Source organism: Cupriavidus sp. CuC1 (assembly GCF_044627735.1).
Taxonomy (GTDB): domain Bacteria; phylum Pseudomonadota; class Gammaproteobacteria; order Burkholderiales; family Burkholderiaceae; genus Cupriavidus; species Cupriavidus ulmosensis.
In genome coordinates this window covers 26,301-42,619 of record NZ_JBIUHC010000085.1, presented here as the reverse complement: position 1 = coordinate 42,619, position 16,319 = coordinate 26,301, and the positions used below count along the sequence as shown (strand labels likewise).

The 16,319-nt window shown below is 59.7% G+C and carries 15 protein-coding genes and 4 pseudogenes; 10 read left to right on the top strand and 9 right to left on the bottom strand.

The annotated features are described in order from the left end of the window. Window positions 1–281 (top strand): annotated as a pseudogene (locus tag ACGLHR_RS30695) (hypothetical protein); the annotation flags it as partial. Window positions 282–406: 125 nt separating this feature from the next. Here ACGLHR_RS30695 and ACGLHR_RS30690 read toward each other — a convergent pair. The 3 genes from ACGLHR_RS30690 to ACGLHR_RS30680 all read right to left on the bottom strand — a co-directional run bounded on the left by ACGLHR_RS30690 (window position 407) and on the right by ACGLHR_RS30680 (window position 3,364). Then, entirely contained in the window at window positions 407–994 is a 588-nt protein-coding gene (locus ACGLHR_RS30690; RefSeq protein WP_400098367.1) for an SCO family protein, read from the bottom strand. Window positions 995–1,037: 43 nt separating this feature from the next. Beyond that, the gene (locus ACGLHR_RS30685; protein WP_400098369.1) at window positions 1,038–2,681 is read right to left on the bottom strand and encodes a multicopper oxidase family protein; all 1,644 of its coding nucleotides are present in this window, start codon (window positions 2,679–2,681) and stop codon (window positions 1,038–1,040) included. Between the two features lie 446 nt (window positions 2,682–3,127). After that, window positions 3,128–3,364 (bottom strand): hypothetical protein, encoded by a 237-nt coding sequence (locus ACGLHR_RS30680; protein ID WP_400098370.1) that lies wholly within the window; start codon window positions 3,362–3,364, stop codon window positions 3,128–3,130. On the opposite strand from ACGLHR_RS30680, the gene ACGLHR_RS30675 reads away from it, so the two are divergent. Then, complete coding sequence (locus tag ACGLHR_RS30675) at window positions 3,363–3,782, top strand: hypothetical protein (protein ID WP_400098365.1); 420 nt, start codon at window positions 3,363–3,365, stop codon at window positions 3,780–3,782. The two genes, ACGLHR_RS30680 and ACGLHR_RS30675, sit on opposite strands and share 2 nt — an antisense overlap. Before the next feature lie 56 nt (window positions 3,783–3,838). On the opposite strand, the gene ACGLHR_RS30670 is transcribed toward ACGLHR_RS30675, so the two are convergent. Together ACGLHR_RS30670 and ACGLHR_RS30665 are read right to left on the bottom strand one after the other, a co-directional pair. Next, window positions 3,839–4,051, bottom strand: coding sequence for a hypothetical protein (locus ACGLHR_RS30670; protein WP_400098363.1), 213 nt, complete (start codon window positions 4,049–4,051; stop codon window positions 3,839–3,841). Window positions 4,052–4,220: 169 nt separating this feature from the next. Then, window positions 4,221–5,098: pseudogene (locus tag ACGLHR_RS30665) on the bottom strand (hypothetical protein). Window positions 5,099–5,367: 269 nt separating this feature from the next. On the opposite strand from ACGLHR_RS30665, the gene ACGLHR_RS30660 reads away from it, so the two are divergent. From ACGLHR_RS30660 to ACGLHR_RS30650, 3 genes are all read left to right on the top strand, one after another. Then, a complete protein-coding gene (locus ACGLHR_RS30660) occupies window positions 5,368–5,811 on the top strand; it encodes a hypothetical protein (RefSeq protein WP_400098361.1) in 444 nt (147 codons plus the stop codon). Between the two features lie 282 nt (window positions 5,812–6,093). Beyond that, window positions 6,094–6,324 (top strand): hypothetical protein, encoded by a 231-nt coding sequence (locus ACGLHR_RS30655; protein ID WP_400098359.1) that lies wholly within the window; start codon window positions 6,094–6,096, stop codon window positions 6,322–6,324. 264 nt (window positions 6,325–6,588) lie between these two features. Beyond that, the gene (locus ACGLHR_RS30650) at window positions 6,589–7,083 is read left to right on the top strand and encodes a MarR family transcriptional regulator (protein WP_400098357.1); all 495 of its coding nucleotides are present in this window, start codon (window positions 6,589–6,591) and stop codon (window positions 7,081–7,083) included. A gap of 119 nt (window positions 7,084–7,202) precedes the next feature. On the opposite strand, the gene phbB is transcribed toward ACGLHR_RS30650, so the two are convergent. Continuing rightward, window positions 7,203–7,946, bottom strand: coding sequence for an acetoacetyl-CoA reductase (gene phbB / locus ACGLHR_RS30645; protein WP_400098355.1), 744 nt, complete (start codon window positions 7,944–7,946; stop codon window positions 7,203–7,205). Between the two features lie 383 nt (window positions 7,947–8,329). Next, window positions 8,330–8,896, bottom strand: coding sequence for a phasin family protein (locus ACGLHR_RS30640; protein WP_400098353.1), 567 nt, complete (start codon window positions 8,894–8,896; stop codon window positions 8,330–8,332). Window positions 8,897–10,538: 1,642 nt separating this feature from the next. Here ACGLHR_RS30640 and ACGLHR_RS30635 point away from each other — a divergent pair. The 3 genes and pseudogenes from ACGLHR_RS30635 to ACGLHR_RS30625 form a co-directional block, all read left to right on the top strand. After that, window positions 10,539–10,801: pseudogene (locus ACGLHR_RS30635) on the top strand (ThiF family adenylyltransferase); the annotation flags it as partial. Window positions 10,802–11,276: 475 nt separating this feature from the next. Beyond that, window positions 11,277–11,591: a hypothetical protein gene (locus ACGLHR_RS30630; protein WP_400098351.1), complete on the top strand. Its 315-nt coding sequence runs from the start codon at window positions 11,277–11,279 to the stop codon at window positions 11,589–11,591. 33 nt (window positions 11,592–11,624) lie between these two features. Beyond that, window positions 11,625–12,848 carry a polyhydroxyalkanoate depolymerase gene (locus tag ACGLHR_RS30625; RefSeq protein WP_400098349.1) on the top strand — a complete coding sequence of 408 codons (1,224 nt, stop codon included), beginning with the start codon at window positions 11,625–11,627 and terminating at the stop codon, window positions 12,846–12,848. A 10-nt stretch (window positions 12,849–12,858) separates the two neighbouring features. Here the strand turns inward: ACGLHR_RS30625 and ACGLHR_RS30620 are convergent, their stop codons facing one another. After that, on the bottom strand, window positions 12,859–13,362 hold the full coding sequence (locus tag ACGLHR_RS30620) for a transposase (RefSeq protein ID WP_400098348.1): 504 nt from the start codon (window positions 13,360–13,362) through the stop codon (window positions 12,859–12,861). 218 nt (window positions 13,363–13,580) lie between these two features. Next, window positions 13,581–13,685, bottom strand: a pseudogene (locus ACGLHR_RS30615) (IS6 family transposase); the annotation flags it as partial. A gap of 465 nt (window positions 13,686–14,150) precedes the next feature. On the opposite strand from ACGLHR_RS30615, the gene ACGLHR_RS30610 reads away from it, so the two are divergent. Further along, entirely contained in the window at window positions 14,151–14,405 is a 255-nt protein-coding gene (locus tag ACGLHR_RS30610; protein WP_400098346.1) for a hypothetical protein, read from the top strand. A 112-nt stretch (window positions 14,406–14,517) separates the two neighbouring features. After that, entirely contained in the window at window positions 14,518–15,897 is a 1,380-nt protein-coding gene (locus ACGLHR_RS30605; RefSeq protein WP_400098344.1) for a diguanylate cyclase, read from the top strand. The last annotated feature ends 422 nt before the right edge of the window (window positions 15,898–16,319 follow it).

Here is a 16,319-nt window from a genome sequence, read left to right as displayed (position 1 = left end):
TACTCACGCCTTTCCTTGAGCATCTCCCAACCTTGGGATACGCACGCAAGACCTTGCTTCGGCACCGCGATCTCATCTGGATGCTCGGCGGCGAGATGATCCGACGACGCCATGAAGATCCCGACCTCCTTACCCTCCCTGTGGCAACCCTCCTGGACAAGCTCATCGAGGAAGACGGCGGCCCTCTCATCTGGCCAGCTATCTCCGAGTCCGCACAAAAATCCTTTGATGCAACCTGTCGCAAGCTCTATCAGTACCTCAATCGGGCTTCACTTGGCTAGCCGCGCATCCTCTTTCACCCACAGATTTCCCCGACGAGCCTAAAAGGCTCGTCGGGGAAATCTGTGGGTCGTTTCCTAGACGTGACTACTGCTCTTGAACCCGCATGAGAAAGAGCGAGGCCAGACTACACACTCAGGATGGTACTCACGATCTGTCGCGGCGAGCTGAACGCCGGCATCATGCACCAGTGATCGTGCGGCGCGTCGCCGATGCGCACCAAGCCGGTGTGTTGCCGCACATCGGCATCCACCTTGGGGTCCAGGTCGTAGAATCCCAGCTTGCGACGGATGATTTCCGTGTCCTGCGGCTCGCCGCGCATGAAGCTCCAGCCCGGCTTGACGCCGAACTGCCTGGCATAGGCCTTCAACACCGGCAGCGTGTCAAACTCCGGGCGCAGCGTGATCGAATACATGAAGATGTCGCGGCCCACGCGTTCGCCCAAGGCCTCTTGCACGCGCACCAGGTTGGCCGTCATCGCCGGACAAACCCCTTCGCCGCATTCGGTCAGCAGCATATTGATCACGACCACCTTATCCTTGATCAGGTCATCGTAAAACCGGACCTTGCGGCCGTCGTGCGTCTCGAAGATCGCGTTGGGAAAATAGCCCGCGGGCGGGCTGCCACCGGCCCGAGACTGAGGCCCGGCGGCGGCCACCGCGGGACTCAACAGGCCTGCGCCCAGCTCGCCGAGAACAATGCGTCTAGTCATCATGGTGGCATCTCCGCTTGCCGGACAGGGGCCGGACAGGAAGCGTCTAGCGAACAACGTCAAAGCGCAACATCATGGCGTGGTCTTCGTGGAGCAGGTTGTGGCAGTGCGCCGGGTATCGCCCGAGAAAATCCCGGAACTGGATAAACAGACGGAGCTCTTCCCCCGGGCCGACCACGTACATGTCCTTGCGCCCGCGCTCGTGCGGCGGCGGGGGCTTGCCGTTACGCGACAGGATCCGCCCTTCCTCGAGATGAAGATGGAATGGATGTGACCAATCCCCATTGGGCTGGATCACCCAGATCTCGGCGGTTCCTTGCCGGGGAGACGCGCTCGGCTGCTCGGGGTCGAATATGCCACCGTTGACGGTCCATTGGCCGTTGGACCGGTCCAGCTTGATCGTCCTGGTCTTGACCACCTGGGCCAGATCAATGGGTGGCTGCTCGCGCAGCTTTTTCGGCACGACGCTCATGTCCGGGTGGGCCGGATCACCCCCGACATCGAAACGCAGGATTTGCGTGCCGGGCGAGAGGAGGTTGCCTGTCGGCCCCCTGCCGTTGACCTGCTCCAGGCGGTTGACCAAGTACAACTGGCTGCCCTGCGGATACTGGGAAAAATCAATCACGATGTCGGCGCGTTCGGCCACGCCCAGCCTGACGCTCTTCATGCTCAACGGCGCCGAGAGCAGATTGCCGTCGTTCGCAATGTACGTGAAGGCCTGGTCGACGCCTTTGTAGCTCAAGAAGAATTCATAGAAGCGCGAAGGCCCGCCATCGAGCAAGCGGAAGCGATACTTGCGGCGTTCCACCGCGAAGAATGGCTGCACCTTGCCGTTCACGCAGAACTTGTCCCCCAGGATGCCATCGGTGTTGAACTGGTCGAAGAACAGGAAGCCGCTGGAATCGAACTGCTTGTCCTGGAACACCAGGGGGATGTCATAGACGCCCACGCCGCTCGGCAAACGCAGCGCGTTGGGGTTGGGGTCGTGCTCATCGCCGGAATCGATGTCATCGAACAGCAGATAAAAGCCGGCCAGGCCCTTGTACACGTTCTGCGAGGTGAAATCGATCCGATGATCGTGATACCACAGCGTGCCCAGGGCCTCGCGCGGATCACCGCCGGCGAACATGTTCGGGTAATGATGATCCTTGTAGCGGCCCGGATGCGTCAGGAATCCCCGGGGATCCACCTTTGCCACGCTGTACCAGTCGCCGGGGAAGCCGTCGCTCTCGGACGCGATATGCCCGTTGTGCAGATGGGTGGAAATTTCCGGCATGCCGAACCCGACATGGTCCAGCGGCAGGTCGTTATAGATGCGCACCAGTACCGGCTCGCCATAGCGCGCCACGAAAGTCGGACCGGGGACCTTGCCGTCATAGCCCCAGATCGGCTGCGTCGGCAACTCGGGGTGAAAGGAATGCAGGGCTTCCTGGACGTGCAATGCGTAGAATTTCCTGGGCAGGAATTCGTTCCATCGCTGATGCGCCACGCGTCCGACCTCGCCCACGCCGGCATTGATGCCCGGTGCCGGGTCAAGCGTCGTCGTGGCTTTGGGAGCAAACACCGGCAGCGGGACGACGAAAGGCGTTGTCGGCGGGCTGCGCACATCGGACGATGCGACATTTGCCGCCACAGCCGCAGCGCCGGGTTGCGCCGGCAGCAGGCAAGCTCCCGTGGTGGCGAAGCCCATTTTCAATAGCCGGCGACGAGCGGCTTTCGGAGGCAATCCTCCAGCGACCTTGGACATGGAACGTTCCTCCCCCGCAATCGTGATAGCGTCGCACCGCCGCCGCCCGATGAACTGCCGGGCCCCGCGCCTGTGTTCATCCAGCCCATCCACAACATGCACCGAACGAAAGGTCTGCGGGTTTTCCCCCGGACACCTGATCATCCGTTGATTGCCCGCGCCTAGACCATCCTTCCGATGGATGAGAAATGTATGGACATGACGGGGGCAGCCGCCGCAGAGAGTCTTCCCCAGCGGTCGAGCACTGCAGCCAATCTCGCCGCGGCTGCCTGCCAACCATCTGATTGCGATCATCGTCGGCGTGCCGTCGCTCAACGGCAAGCCGGGGGGGCAACAATCGCTTCTATGGCGCCAACGACCCGCGCCGCAACACTGCGGCTGGCCGCCGATTATTGATCGTCATCGCACGATGGAAGCCCGCTTCGGCGGGCATTTTTAAATTTTTGGTCGAAAACGAGCGTGTCATAGCCGCTGCCAGGCCGGTTGCAACACGAACAGATCGGCTTCGAACCCTTGCGTGGCCGCACGTCGATCTCGATGGTTTTGGACGACTCGCACAGCCGGGCACTTTCATAAACGAAGCCGGGAAAATGATGACAGGCATTGAGCAGGCGGGTCAGCAACATGGTTAGCAAGCGCGCGGGAATCGGTAAAGACGCTATTGTTGCCTCAGATCCGGACGCACTGGAACGCTACGTCCCGGACTTGCAGAACTGGGCTGCCTCATGGCGCTTCGAGGACGAGGACATCCCGTTCGGACAGGCGCTCGTGACGGTCTTCACGCCTTTCTTGCAACACCTGCTGACCCACGGGTATGCCCGCAAAACGTTGCTCCGCCACCGCGATCACCTTTGGATGCTTGGGGGCCATCTCATCGAAGTTCGTCACGTCGACACAGACTCAGCTGCGATGGATGCCCGCACCTTGCTTCTCAATCAGATCCAGGAGTTCGGTGGTCCGCTTTCCAGACACCTCTCCGAGCACGGGCAGAACGCCTTTGACGCCACCTGCAAGAAACTCTATCGCTTCCTCTGTCCCTCCTGAATCGCATCAAACTACCCACAGATTACGCCGACGATCCAAAGGTAATAGCGCTCGTGTCATCGGACACCCCCTGCGTAGATTGCCGCTCGGCGCATGTCGTACAGGCCGAAGAGGTAGGCGCGGATTTCGTCTGCAAGCTGGGCCATAATCAGGTCCTCCAGCCGCTCCAAGGGCATGCGGTAGGGGTCTTCAAGGTCGAGGACGCAGGACAGGTCAGTGCCCTGTGACAGGGTGTGGAGGGGGTGGGACAGTAAAATGGCACTAGCCATGACAAACCTCCGTTGAAGGTTGGTTGTGGTCACGCGAGTCCTGTGGTGGCTGTCACTAGGCTCGCCGCTTTTCGTCAGCGCCAAGCTCTGCCGACGAAGTAGATTGCTCAGGAAAGGGAGTTGCTGGGGTCTAGCCGAGACGGTCTAAGAGGCACCCCTTTCAAGGTGATTAGACGACACGTCCAGCCTTGATGACACGGGCGGTAGAAACATGCCGCCGTGCTACGCATCCGGCCACATAGCCGTTCTTCTTCGGCGCTTTCGGTCCCCGCGTATGTTTGCGCATCGCGCGGGGATCAACGTGCGTCGCCATCTTGATCAACTCGCGACCGAGCTGAGCTGGGGTGAGGAGGTCATAGGCCTGCCACACCTCGGGCGGCACCGCGATCATCATGCCGGCATAAGTTGCCCGGATTTCGCTGGCGAGGTAATACGGTGAGAGCTCGATGTCGCTATCCAGCTCATGCCGGATTCTCACCGCAGTCGCAATCACGCTCAGTACGTTATACGCGAGCGCCGCCACGCCGAAGGCCAGCAGCGCCGCGCGCGGTTGGCTCAACGAACGAATCTCACTGTTGAGCACCGATCAACGATCATCGCTATGTCCGGGTCATAGACGACCAATGACTGCCCCGGCAAGGCTGCGCCCCGAAACCCACGTAATGGTTTCAGGCGCTTTTCGCTCGCCGGCAAATGGCTGCCATCCACGATGCGCAGGCGATAGCCGTCCACCGAGGGTGGCTGCTTGCGCAACATCGGTTGCACGACCGGCCCCAGCCGCCGCGCGCTGCCTTGCACCAGGGCACGAACCAGTCCGGGCTCGGTCCGGCTGATCTTGTCGTATAGCGCGGTGATGGAAACCGGCAGCGCCGGACTGGCCTTGGCCGCCGCATGCACCGACGGGCGCAGCCCCACGGCGACCAGTGACATGATTTCCACCGTCGTCGAGAACAATAGCTCCCGCGTGTACTGCGTTTCACGCTCTTGCTCGAACAGCTGGTCGATCCAGGCCGGATCAAGGGCGCGTTGCAACCCCAGGCGCGCCATCACGCTGATCGGGCTGTGTTCGAGAAAGCGTTCCACCACTGCGTCCACTACCACGCCATTGACTCCGGTTTCTGTTCGAGAACACGGAGGGTGCCCTAATTTTCGTCACCTTGAAAGGGGTGGCATTAACAGCCTCTCGCAACCAACTCTGCGCCCCCTCTTCAAAATGGCAAGTTCCGCTCTCGGAATTCCGATACAGCGTTTTCCCCATTCCAGAAAGCTCCCGAGGAGTGCATAATTTTTGTCAGGTCTATTCTGCGAACATAAAAATGGCCAGGCGACAGCCTCGGTATTACAAGAAGCAGGGCAACGCGGTAGCTGCCCTTCCCATAACGTATGGCTTTAGAGATGGTGCGCTCATCACGTTCCAGTTGAAGGCGCGCCTCGCGCTGGATGCCTTCCGCCGAGGCAACACGACGCTGGACGACGTGGCCGCCATCGACACTGTACTGGCCGTCGGGCTTCTATTGGCTACTGACAAGACGGCAGCAGTCGCAGACACTATCGAACAGGCCCGACGCGTACTTCTCGAAGTCGCCTCCCTCATGCAGCAGGTGCTGGAAATCTCCCCCACAGACGAGCAGTTCATGCAGCTCGCTGATGGCTTGAGCTACGGCGAAGCATTGCTCGAGGCGGGTACGCGTCGTCAGGTCAGGGACGCGGTCGCAGAGGCGTTGCGCTCGTCCAAACGCAACGGGGTTGGGGCGCGATGAAGAATAGCCTGACCTGACGGTCACAAGTGTCGCGAGCTTGAAGACGTTTCATCACCGCTCAAGCGCGGTCGGCTAGACCGCTGCGTTCCTTGAGCCGGGAATTGACGGCTGCCTCAGTCTAGTAGTGCAATTGCTACATTTTTAGATTATCCCTCGTGCCGACGGCAGTTTCAAATCTGGAGCATTTTTGATTCGGCTTACATCAGACATAAGATTCACTTGCCTTCAGATTCGCGAAACCTACTGTTCTGACATCCGCCGGAAATCCTGCAAGCGTCTCCAATGAAGCTCGACCCGGAAGCACCTACCGCCCTTCCACCCGGCCACTATTGGGCAACCTGCCGCGAGCGCACGCCAATGCAGGCTTTGGCAAAGGACCATGCAGCACTTTTTCCGCAAGCGCGTTGTGTCAGCGATGGCAAGCGTGTTGTGGTGTTCTACCGAGATGGCAACGAGATCTGGGCGTGCAATGCACTCTATGCTGCGGTGAATTTCGACATCCAACCTGCTTGACCCATCGCTCCCGCTCTCACTGCTGTGTAGCGATTGCCACTCACGCGAGTTGGCTTGGAAGTGCCGATGCCAGATTGGCCACCTGAGGCACACAGGGAAAACCCTTCATTTCATTTTTCTGCCGTATTTTTCTGCTATGTTCGCTCCCCGGCAGAAAAGATCAGCGCCCACCTGCTGACACCAGCTAGCGCTGCAGCACACCGGCGCCGGGCCGACCAGGGCCGGAATTTGCGGACAAACACGAGAGGGGGACAAGACAAGAATATGAAGTCTTTGGCACAAGAATCGCATGAGCCGGTCGTTTTCGACTTGGTCGACACCGTCAAAGCCTGGCAGGCCGTACTGAATCAGGAACTCTCGGTGTACGGGATCAATTATGTGAAATGGGTCCTGCTGCGTGCCATCATGCATGGCGAGTTCGTGCGCCACGAGGACTATCTTGGGCCGCTGCTGATCGATGCTGAGCAAGCCGAACGCTTGCTCGCCGAATTGCATGCCACCGGGTGGGTGGCGCTCACCTCAGCCCCTCAAACGGCCGAGCCGTTTGTTCCGCCCGAGGCGATGGCGCGTGTGGCACGGGTGAGCCAGTCCGTGCGCGCGCTTCACTCTGTCTCCGTCGCCCCGCTTGACCGTCAGGAGCGCGCGGCGCTCAGTACATTGCTTCGACGCATGAAGTCGACGTTGCACGAGCACAGCCAGCGGAAACGCCAACAAGGCCGACCGCCCGAGTTCGACGCTCCGTTTGCCAAGGCGGCATAGCCGGCGACACACCCAACCCACACCAGACAGACGGGGCCGCGCCGCACACGGCCCCCGCAACGCGCAGGAAACGCGCGGGCGGGACGCGGTAGCGGACACTACCGCGTCCCGCCCATCGTTTATTGCATGTGTTGCCCGCCGTTGATGGCGATATTGGATCCGGTCACGTAAGCCGCGTCCTCTGAGCACAGATACGCGACCAGGGCCGCCACCTCTTCTGGTTTGCCGAGACGGCCGACGGGAATCTGCGGCAGGATCTTTGTCTCCATGATCTCCTGCGGCACGGCGGTGACCATCTTGGTGGCGAGGTAACCGGGAGAGATGGTGTTAACCGTCACGCCCTTTCTTGCCACTTCCAGCGCCAGCGACTTCGTGAAACCGTGCATGCCGGCCTTAGCGGCTGCATAGTTGGTTTGACCGAAGGCCCCCTTGGAGCCATTGATGGAGGCGATATTGATGATGCGGCCCCAGCCCCGCTCGATCATGCCCTCGCACAGCGGCTTGGTGACGTTGAACACCGAGTCAAGATTGGTGCGGATCACGGCGTCCCAGTTCACCTTGTCCATTTTCTTGAAGGCCATGTCGCGGGTGATGCCGGCGTTGTTCACCAGGATGTCGACCCGACCCATGTCGGCCAGGATCTTCGCCATGCAGGCCTGGCTCGCGTCGTAGTCGGCCACGTCCACCGGATACGCGCGCAGCTCCCGGCCGGCGGCAGCCATGGCAGCAAGCCAGCTCTGCACGTTCGGGTTCTCTGGCGAGTGGGTCACGACCACGGTATAGCCCGCGTCGTGCAGCTTAATGCTGATAGCCTCTCCCAGGCCGCCCATGCCGCCTGTCACTACTGCGATTCGTTCCGTCATACTACCTCTAATCCTAAAGTTGACCGACCCCTGACACCCCATGGTCGTCCCGAGTAAATTGCCATCGGCTTTCGAGCTGGCCACCCGGCACGCGGCAAGGTGGACGCACTCAGCCTTGGCTGACGAGCTCGCCGGTTTTTCCGACTTCTGGTTTTGTAGGATTGAATTTCCCCGCCCGTGCAGGCAGTAGCCGGGCGCCCTCCAATCGGAACATCGGGGATGGATTTGTTTGGGGGAGCGCGATGCCGGAACGAAACGTTCCGGAGAGCTGCGCTTAAGCTCCGGATGCCATCCGAATCCGTTGGAGGTTCGGAGCGCTTAGCCCACCTGCAGGAGCACGGCGCTGCGCAACGCGCAGTGCCATTGCGCAGCGTACGCAAGTACTACCGCTTTGCGGTGCGCGGCGCTCGTGCGTCGGCTTGCTGAGCAGCCTCCGACGCAGCGTTGGCCGCCGCATCAAAGTTGGTTCTGGCAACTTCGACCGCTTGCTTGGCGGCCTGCTGCACTGATTCATAGCTGCCTTGGGCGGCCGAGAACGCGGATTGCAGCAGCGCGGTGGCGGCTTCCGAACCGGCCGGCGCGTTCTTCACGAAATTATCGAGCAGCACTTGCGCGTCGCGGCTGTGCTGTTCATATTGTGCTTGCGCCACTTTCCCGATTTCGGCCTGGGTATTTGTCACGATGTCGTAGACCTGACGGCTGTACGAGATGGCTTTTTCGGTCGCCGATTGGGCCAGGCTGGCTTGCATCGTGAACAGTTCCCGCAAGTCTTTGCCGTCCACTGCCTGTTGCAGGCAGTCCTGGCTTTCGGCGATCGTAGACTTGGTCGCCTCCAGGTTCAGTTCGGTCAGCTTGTGAAAGCCTTCAAATGCCTTGTTTGTCAGGGCGAACAGATTTGCGACGTTAGCTCGTTGGGCGGCAAGCCATGGCTCTTGGTCGATAACACTCATTGCTGCTCTCTCCTGTAGCTCGACGGGCGCGTGTCTGATGGACGACAGGCAAGTTTGGTATCGCGCACACATGGTCGAGGGTTTCACCACTGGGGATGCCACCGTTTGTGCGGCGCACCAATCCGGGGCATTCTAGAATATTTCCCCTAATTTTGGGTGCTTGCGGTTCTAGGCGTAAACCCTGCTGACCGTGTTCAGGCATGTGAGGCCGCGCGCTTCGGCGGCTCACCCTCGAGACGGTACACATGGTGCTTGAACTCAACGTCCGAACGCGCTGTAGCTAGCCCGGCTCTCGCGTGGCGACTCGGTGGAAGAGCGCTCTCTTCGAGCCGATTCCAGGATCGAACTCCGAGCGCAGGATGCTTGTCCATGGTAGCTCTCCTCTGGGGCAATAGAGCAACCCGAGCAAAGCACCATTTATTATGTTCAGCAAGAGCGTCTTCCTATGCACAGTAACGGAGCCAGCGCAACGAGTGCTAAGCGACCGCAGACCCGCGCGAACTCTGCATAATTCCGTCACGTGGGTAAGAAGGCGACATCCGCCTCTTCACGACCGGAGGGAAGCATGCGCAGCTCGGGAATATGCAGGGTTACGCCCAACGGACGCTCGTTACGCCTTGCCTCGGCTGACGTTCCATCGCCTCGTCCGGTGATGGACTGCGCATAATAAAAGTGCTTTCCTCAGAAGGCGTTTTGCTTTCATGAGGAGAGACATCATGGACAATGAAGTTACCCTACGGCCGCAGGCGCGGGCGTGGCTGGACGGGCAGCGTACTCACGCGCGGTGCGCCAGCTTATTCGTTGCCGGTACGAGGTGCGAGCAGCTCTCAAGCATTTGCTCATCGTGCTGCGTGCACGAGCGGATATACTCCCGCCACCGGAGTTCACGCCCCAGTCGATACAGGACGAGTTCAAGCAAATGAGGTCTACTTTGACCAGGTCTGCGGCCTGGCGTCGGCCACGCGAACAATACGTGTTTTCGTGTCGCACGGACTTTCCTGCCGGATCGATTCGCTGCATCAGTATTCAAACTGGCGCAAGTCAAGCCGGAGCACATTCATCGATTCGGGATCAACCACGTGGCAGATCATGCGCCCAGCAACGGGTAGATTATCGGATCTTCACTGCGTGTCCGGATCGGCACGTACGACGTAAAGACCGCCGTGCCTTATGGCCTGGCTGTCGAAGCGACCGACATGCGCTGCGGGAAGATTCCCGTCCACTTGATCGGGCAGTTTGCCGAGATGGCCACGGCAGCCATGCCCAACGAGACTGCCGGCTGGGTCATGTGGAACGCGGACTTGCGCCTTGCCCCTGTCACCTGTCACGATCCGCTCACACGGTCGCAGCCACTTGGATTACGAGCGATCCGTGTTTGCCGCCAACGAGGTACTGGTGTTGGACTGCCACTATCACGGCGCCGCGCTGGTGTTCTTCGCATTGACAGACGATTAGGACGACCAGCATGACGTGCAGTTCGCGTTCGTGATCGGCAATTGCCTTGCCGCTGTCCCGTCGCTATCCCTGCGCCTTTGTGCCAGAGGGATCTCCGAGAAGATCGAAAAGGTTCGGACTGACTGGTATCCAGCGACGGCGGCAAGGAGGGTGGCGTGATGGCAATGCTCACCACATCCCGGATGAGATGCTCGAAGACGTCTGGTGCGTATTTGGTTGGCGGCGCCGGTGGTACCGGCAGCGCGTTGCTGCCCAATCTGGCACGGCTCCATCATGCCATGCTGGAGGTGGGGCATCTCGACGGCATCAAATGCATCGTGTGTTCGACGACGACACGGTAAGCGAGACGAATGTCGGGCCGCAGGGTTCTACCCCAACGACGTTGGCCAGTTCAAGGCGACGCTGCTGGTGTACCGCATCAACGCGCTGATGCCGTCGGGACTCTTATGGCCAACATTGTCGAGGTGGGGATTGTTGGCTCAAACCGCATTCGTTGCAGACCACTCAGATGTGCTGCTCGTGTCACAAGGTGCGGCATGCTAGCGAATTGCTGAAGACAGTTTCCGAAAGACTGTTACCCAGTAGGGTGGTGCAATCCTCTCGCCAGCGGAGGTAGAAAGGCAATTTTTCCGCCCATCCAATTGTTACAAATGCATCAGAAATGTTTACCCTATGCCGTAGCAATTGCGATCTCTAAGGCATCCCGCCGCGCCACTCCTAACTGCGTCGAAAACACCACATCCTACGCGGGAAGTCATGCAGCGCCTGAGTTTCAGTCCAGGATCCGATTCGCATCCCGCTATTGAAAAGGATCCGGTTAGGGTTAAAACGAATGTGTTACTGAATGTAAATAATGTAAATTTACCATTACCTTCTCCCCCTGCACTGCGATGCAGTCTCGGTGAATTTAAACGGTAAGCGCCGCATGCAGTACTCAGTCGATCCGCTCGTGCCCTATGCCGGACGCTCCTCGTCAGTCCTGCCGGCGTCAGGCGCAGCCAGTTTTTTCGTCGCCGACGATATTTGGGCCGCACGCAGCATAAGTAAGGTCAGCAAAGAGATCGTCCGCTTGAACCATCGCGTGCGCGAGCTCGCCGCCCAACTGAACGCGTTGGGCGAAGCCGTGCATGCCTGCCGCGCGCGCCACGTGGGCCGAAGTCCTCGCAGCGCTATACCAGTCGCTCGATGGCAACAAATTGCCGCCTGCCTTAACTGCATTGGCCTGACCCTGGTCCACTGAGAACCAGGCCTTCTTTATCGGCGGAGAACTTCAATGGCGCTCTACGGATTGCGGGAACTGGCGCTTCAGTCTTTTGAACCGCTTGGACTGATGGCCGAGGCAAGCCACCAGACAGTCAACTTCTGGGGCAACTTTGTCGCCTGGATTCCAGGGATGCGGGAAGCTGGTGCTGCACTCGAGTCGTTTTCCCGACTTGCCAAAGGCTACGGAAAGCCCGGCTTTGCCATTGACGATGTCATCGTGTCCGGACAAAGGGTGGCCGTCACGGAAACAGTGCTCATCGATGAGCCCTTCTGCCGGCTGCTGCGTTTCAAGAAAGACATGCCTTGTCCCGGTCCCCAGGTGCTACTGGTGGCCCCGCTCTCCGGCCATTACGCGACGCTCCTGCGCCCGACTGTCGAAGCGTTACTTCCGGAGCACGATGTCTGCATCACCGACTGGACCGACGCGCGCTTTGTCCCGCTTGACGCTGGCCGCTTCGACCTTGGCTGCTATGTCGAATACCTAAAAAGGTTCATGAGATATCTCGGTACAGACACGCACGTCATAGCGGTATGTCAGCCAGGGGTCCCAGTGCTCTGTGCGATAGCCCAGATGGCCGAGGACAGCGAGCACGCGCAGCCGCGCACCATGACACTCATTGCCGCGCCCATCGACACGCGGGTAAGCCCGACACCGGTCAACCAGTTCGCGCAGACGTACACGCTCCCCTGGTTCGAGGCAAACGTCATCGAGCGGGTACCCGCGCGCTACCCAGGAATGGGACGCCAGGTCTATCCAGGCTTCCTTCAACTCGCGGGCTTCGTATCAATGAACATGTCACGCCACGCTGACGCTCACCTTGACTTCTACTGTAACCTGGTCAAGGGAAACCAAAACGAGGCCGCACTGCATCGCAAGTTTTACGACGAATACAATGCCGTCCTCGACGTGCCCGCCGAGTATTACCTGGAAACCATCCAGAAAGTTTTCCAGGAGCACCACCTGTCCAGAGGGTGCATGGAAGTGGGCAACCGTAGGGTGCACCTCGAGGCGATCACTAAAGTCGCGCTACTGACCATCGAAGGCGCCGAGGACGACATCACGGGCCGAGATCAAACTGAAGCGGCTCACCTTCTATGCACGGGCATTTCGCCCAAGCACAGAAAGCACGTGGTCGTCGATGGCGTGGGCCACTATGGGACTTTCGCCGGCCGAAGGTTTCACCAGTGCATTCTGCCGGCCATCACGCAGTTCATTGGGATGCACGCTGCATAGCTTCGCCGCGTCAGGTTTCAGGCAGCGTAGTGTGGCGATCGCGCAGCCAGTTAAAGCCACGGCGCGGCAAGCGGCGGCGCCCAGCATGCCGTGGCGCACTATCTCGGGCCAAAGCCCCTAAGGCAATAGCCCGTGCATGGACGTCCCCGGTTTGCCAAGCAAGCAACGCGAACAGATCGTCCCAATCGTCAGTCTGCAAAGTCTGCTTTGCCAGCAGAGAGGATGGCAGGAGCGTCTCCAGCAACTCGGCAGCCCCCAGCTTCCATTCGCACAGCGTGGCACGCGGCAGGTGAATGCCCAGACGGGCGTAGCCCATCTCCTGCCGGTGGATCGGCAAGTGGTCCACAAAGGTATTGACCTGGATGTTGGCGAGCAGGCCCGCGCTGGCGTTGCTCTTGGGTAACGGCGAGGGCTGCGCGGTGGCGGTCACGATGGTGGACTCACCGTTCTTCATGGCCGCATACTTGAAGCGGATGTGCTCGATGACGGTGAGCTTGGCGCGACGCGTGCGCAACGGTCTGCTTGGCCGACTTCGACGCCGTGCCGCTCGCCGCATCCGCGCAGGGGTCTCCGACATTAAACCACATCGCACTGTACCGTTCTCGATTGGGACGCCGATAGCCCAGTGGTGATGACGTAGACCGCCAGGCTAGCGACTACGGCGAACAGATACCGTTGGAAGCGGACGGTGGGTGCCTTTGCCGCCTGGTAGTAGGCAAGGCAGCCAAAGGCGATGTCGCGCAGGCTCAGTTGAAGGCGAAAGTACCAGGGCACAGCTTGGCTGATGATCGCCGCTGGAAACCGATGGCCGCGATAGAGCGACTTTGTCTTTTGCATCGGTGGAATCTTACGCTATACACTGGCCAACGTGACAAAGCCCGGGCGCAAGCCACTATTGGCCGACGCAGGCGACCAGATTATCGACGTATCGCCGCGCCCAGAGAATTGCGTGATCCTGTGCGAATTGGCTGGTTGCGTAGCATCCGAGCGCCACCGCGGACTCTGCAAAAGACTGAGGAGCCGATTGATCCCCATTTCGCACGAATCCCCACGATTCGTACAAGCCATCCCCCGTTGGATTGGCGAGGCCCTCGATTATGTAACCCCGGTATATTTCGACCGACATAGGGTTGCTCCCAAGCAATCCGTGTTGGATGAGATCCGCCGCATGCCCCATAGTCGGCAGACTCCGCTAACCATCCTAGTAACACATCGGGGTATCGAGCAAGTCCGAAGTGTATTGCGTGGACGAAAGTCGACAACGCCGGGTATCACGGCCCCTACTGTCGAGGGGATGCAACCATGACCGTCGACACCATGTGCCAGATCGTAGGCGACGACCTGGTCATCCGAATTCCCGTGAGTGCGATCCCCTTTGCTGCAGAGATCAGCCTGCCGGATTGCTGCGTTTCAACCCAATGCACTACCCCTTGGGAAACGTGCGAGAGTGGCACATTTCTGGGCTATCTGGCCTTAGTGCCAGCAAAAGAAGGGGGCGAGTCGACTACGCGACGCCAACCCATGTTTCATGCCGTGCTAGGCAACGCGCAGACATAGGCAGCCCGCGGCCATCAAGACGCGATGCTGCAGCGGCTATGGGAGGTCGGTTGCAGCCCCCTCCACGACTGCTGAGTGGCGCCCGTGTGATGGAATGTTCCCTGACCCGATAATGTCTCTTCCCTTCTTGTCGGCTCTCACCTTCCCTGTGTTCGGCCATCGCTTCACTCGCACATACTCTCAAGCCATCAACTTCTCATCACCCTCCGCTCCCTCGCCAGACCGGTTCCGCTGGCGGTTGCTGCGCGCTCAATGCGCATGTCGGAAACGCAAAAATCAGCCATTGAAAAAGGGGAAAAAACCAGCCATTCTTGAAGCCATGTTCGAGCCGGACTCCGACAACTCGAACTGGACCCACGACGCCGGAGATGCCTGCCTTCTTTATGCCAGCGATCGACGCTTAACAATGAGCCTGCCGGGGAGTCTGGGCATGGGTGTTACAACGGCGCGGATCGCCTCAGCCCTCGGGGCCGATCAACGGTTCCGGGATATTGAGTATCGTGAACACCGTGCGATGAATGCGCTGATGACCAGCGTCGTGGCAGCGATGGGAACGGCCTTGTGGGCATGGGATTACGCCCACGATCCGACGGGCGCGCAACACACGGTCTGGCTACGCGCGTTTTTTCTCCCCTCCGCGTTGCCATATCTCGCGACGCTGGCTTTCCGCCTGCCTTGGCCATTAGCGTGGTTGGCAGCATCGATGACGATTCTCGCCTGGGAGAGTGGATACGTACTGATACTGAGCCACCTGCAGGGCGCCGCCAACTACGGAATTTCCGGCTTCGCCTATTTCCTCGCCATGCCGCTACTGATGATGCGAGGTTTCGTGTTCGGCGCTAACGTTCCATTGACGCTGCTCATCATCGCCTTGCCGTTGGTCTTAGCTTGCTTTGGCTGGGGACCGGGATTCGAGAACGTCAGATATGCGGAATTCACCATACCGTTCGCCGTGGCCAGTATGGCCACCCTGTTTGCCTATGGTCAACTGTATGCAATAACCTGTCGAACCACCGACACGGATCCATTGACAGGGCTGGGAAACCGGCGGCGTTTCACTGAAGCATTGCGCGACGAGGTGACGCGTGGCCGCCACTTGCAACACCCGTTGTCGTTGATCCTCGTTGACATCGACCTGCTCAATCAGATCAACAGTACCCATGGATATCCCACAGGGAACCAGGTGATCCGCGCTGTTGGCTCCGTTTGCCGCGAGGGGATTCGCGACATCGATATCGCGACACGCGTCGACGGCGATGAATTCGGCCTCATTCTAGTCGGAACCCCCGTCGAGAACGCAATTGGCACCGCTAGACGCATTCGTCATCAAATCGAACAACTGCAGATCACCGCGGCCAATGGTCATCGGCTCGGTGTTACCGTCAGTATCGGCCTGGCGGAGAGCCTTCATTCCGGGAGCATCGTCGATGCCGCCGAAGAAGCCCTTTACAGAGCCAAGAAATCTGGGCGCAACCGGTTTGCGGTGAGTTGACAGTGCTATCGGTGCTGGCCATGGCTCCGCAGAGCCGTATATTTTTCGCCCGAATCCGTCTCTATTCGACCGACTAGCTCTCGGGGATGGCCTAGTTTTTCCGAGATAGGCAGAGCTAGGCGAGCGACCTGGGGCCGCTTTGATAGGGGACGAGCGATCCTACGTCACTCAGGAGTCGAAAATTCAGGCGACAGAATGCGATCTACCGTCACCCCCATTCCCGCTAGTCGATCACCCTGCGCCAGTACGTTCGGTAGCGACGCCCAAGCTTTGGACCAGGTGGCGCAATTACCTGGGTGCCGCTGATGGCCATCTGATAGATGTTGTCACCCAGTTTACCGAAACGGATACCAGCGTCGGCGGGAAGCCACCGCCAGGGCCAGGGCCAGGGCGCACGGTGCGGCGGTCTGGACTGTGTAGTC

Bases quoted from the DNA above. Each gene is read 5' to 3' on its own strand.
- ACGLHR_RS30690 (WP_400098367.1), bottom strand. From the start codon at position 994: ATGATGACTAGACGCATTGTTCTCGGCGAGCTGGGCGCAGGCCTGTTG.
- ACGLHR_RS30685 (WP_400098369.1), bottom strand. From the start codon at position 2,681: ATGGGCTTCGCCACCACGGGAGCTTGCCTGCTGCCGGCGCAACCCGGC.
- ACGLHR_RS30675 (WP_400098365.1), top strand. From the start codon at position 3,363: ATGGTTAGCAAGCGCGCGGGAATCGGTAAAGACGCTATTGTTGCCTCA.
- ACGLHR_RS30680 (WP_400098370.1), bottom strand. From the start codon at position 3,364: ATGTTGCTGACCCGCCTGCTCAATGCCTGTCATCATTTTCCCGGCTTC.
- ACGLHR_RS30670 (WP_400098363.1), bottom strand. From the start codon at position 4,051: ATGGCTAGTGCCATTTTACTGTCCCACCCCCTCCACACCCTGTCACAG.
- ACGLHR_RS30660 (WP_400098361.1), top strand. From the start codon at position 5,368: ATGGCCAGGCGACAGCCTCGGTATTACAAGAAGCAGGGCAACGCGGTA.
- ACGLHR_RS30655 (WP_400098359.1), top strand. From the start codon at position 6,094: ATGAAGCTCGACCCGGAAGCACCTACCGCCCTTCCACCCGGCCACTAT.
- ACGLHR_RS30650 (WP_400098357.1), top strand. From the start codon at position 6,589: ATGAAGTCTTTGGCACAAGAATCGCATGAGCCGGTCGTTTTCGACTTG.
- phbB (WP_400098355.1), bottom strand. From the start codon at position 7,946: ATGACGGAACGAATCGCAGTAGTGACAGGCGGCATGGGCGGCCTGGGA.
- ACGLHR_RS30640 (WP_400098353.1), bottom strand. From the start codon at position 8,896: ATGAGTGTTATCGACCAAGAGCCATGGCTTGCCGCCCAACGAGCTAAC.
- ACGLHR_RS30630 (WP_400098351.1), top strand. From the start codon at position 11,277: ATGCAGTACTCAGTCGATCCGCTCGTGCCCTATGCCGGACGCTCCTCG.
- ACGLHR_RS30625 (WP_400098349.1), top strand. From the start codon at position 11,625: ATGGCGCTCTACGGATTGCGGGAACTGGCGCTTCAGTCTTTTGAACCG.
- ACGLHR_RS30610 (WP_400098346.1), top strand. From the start codon at position 14,151: ATGACCGTCGACACCATGTGCCAGATCGTAGGCGACGACCTGGTCATC.
- ACGLHR_RS30605 (WP_400098344.1), top strand. From the start codon at position 14,518: ATGTCTCTTCCCTTCTTGTCGGCTCTCACCTTCCCTGTGTTCGGCCAT.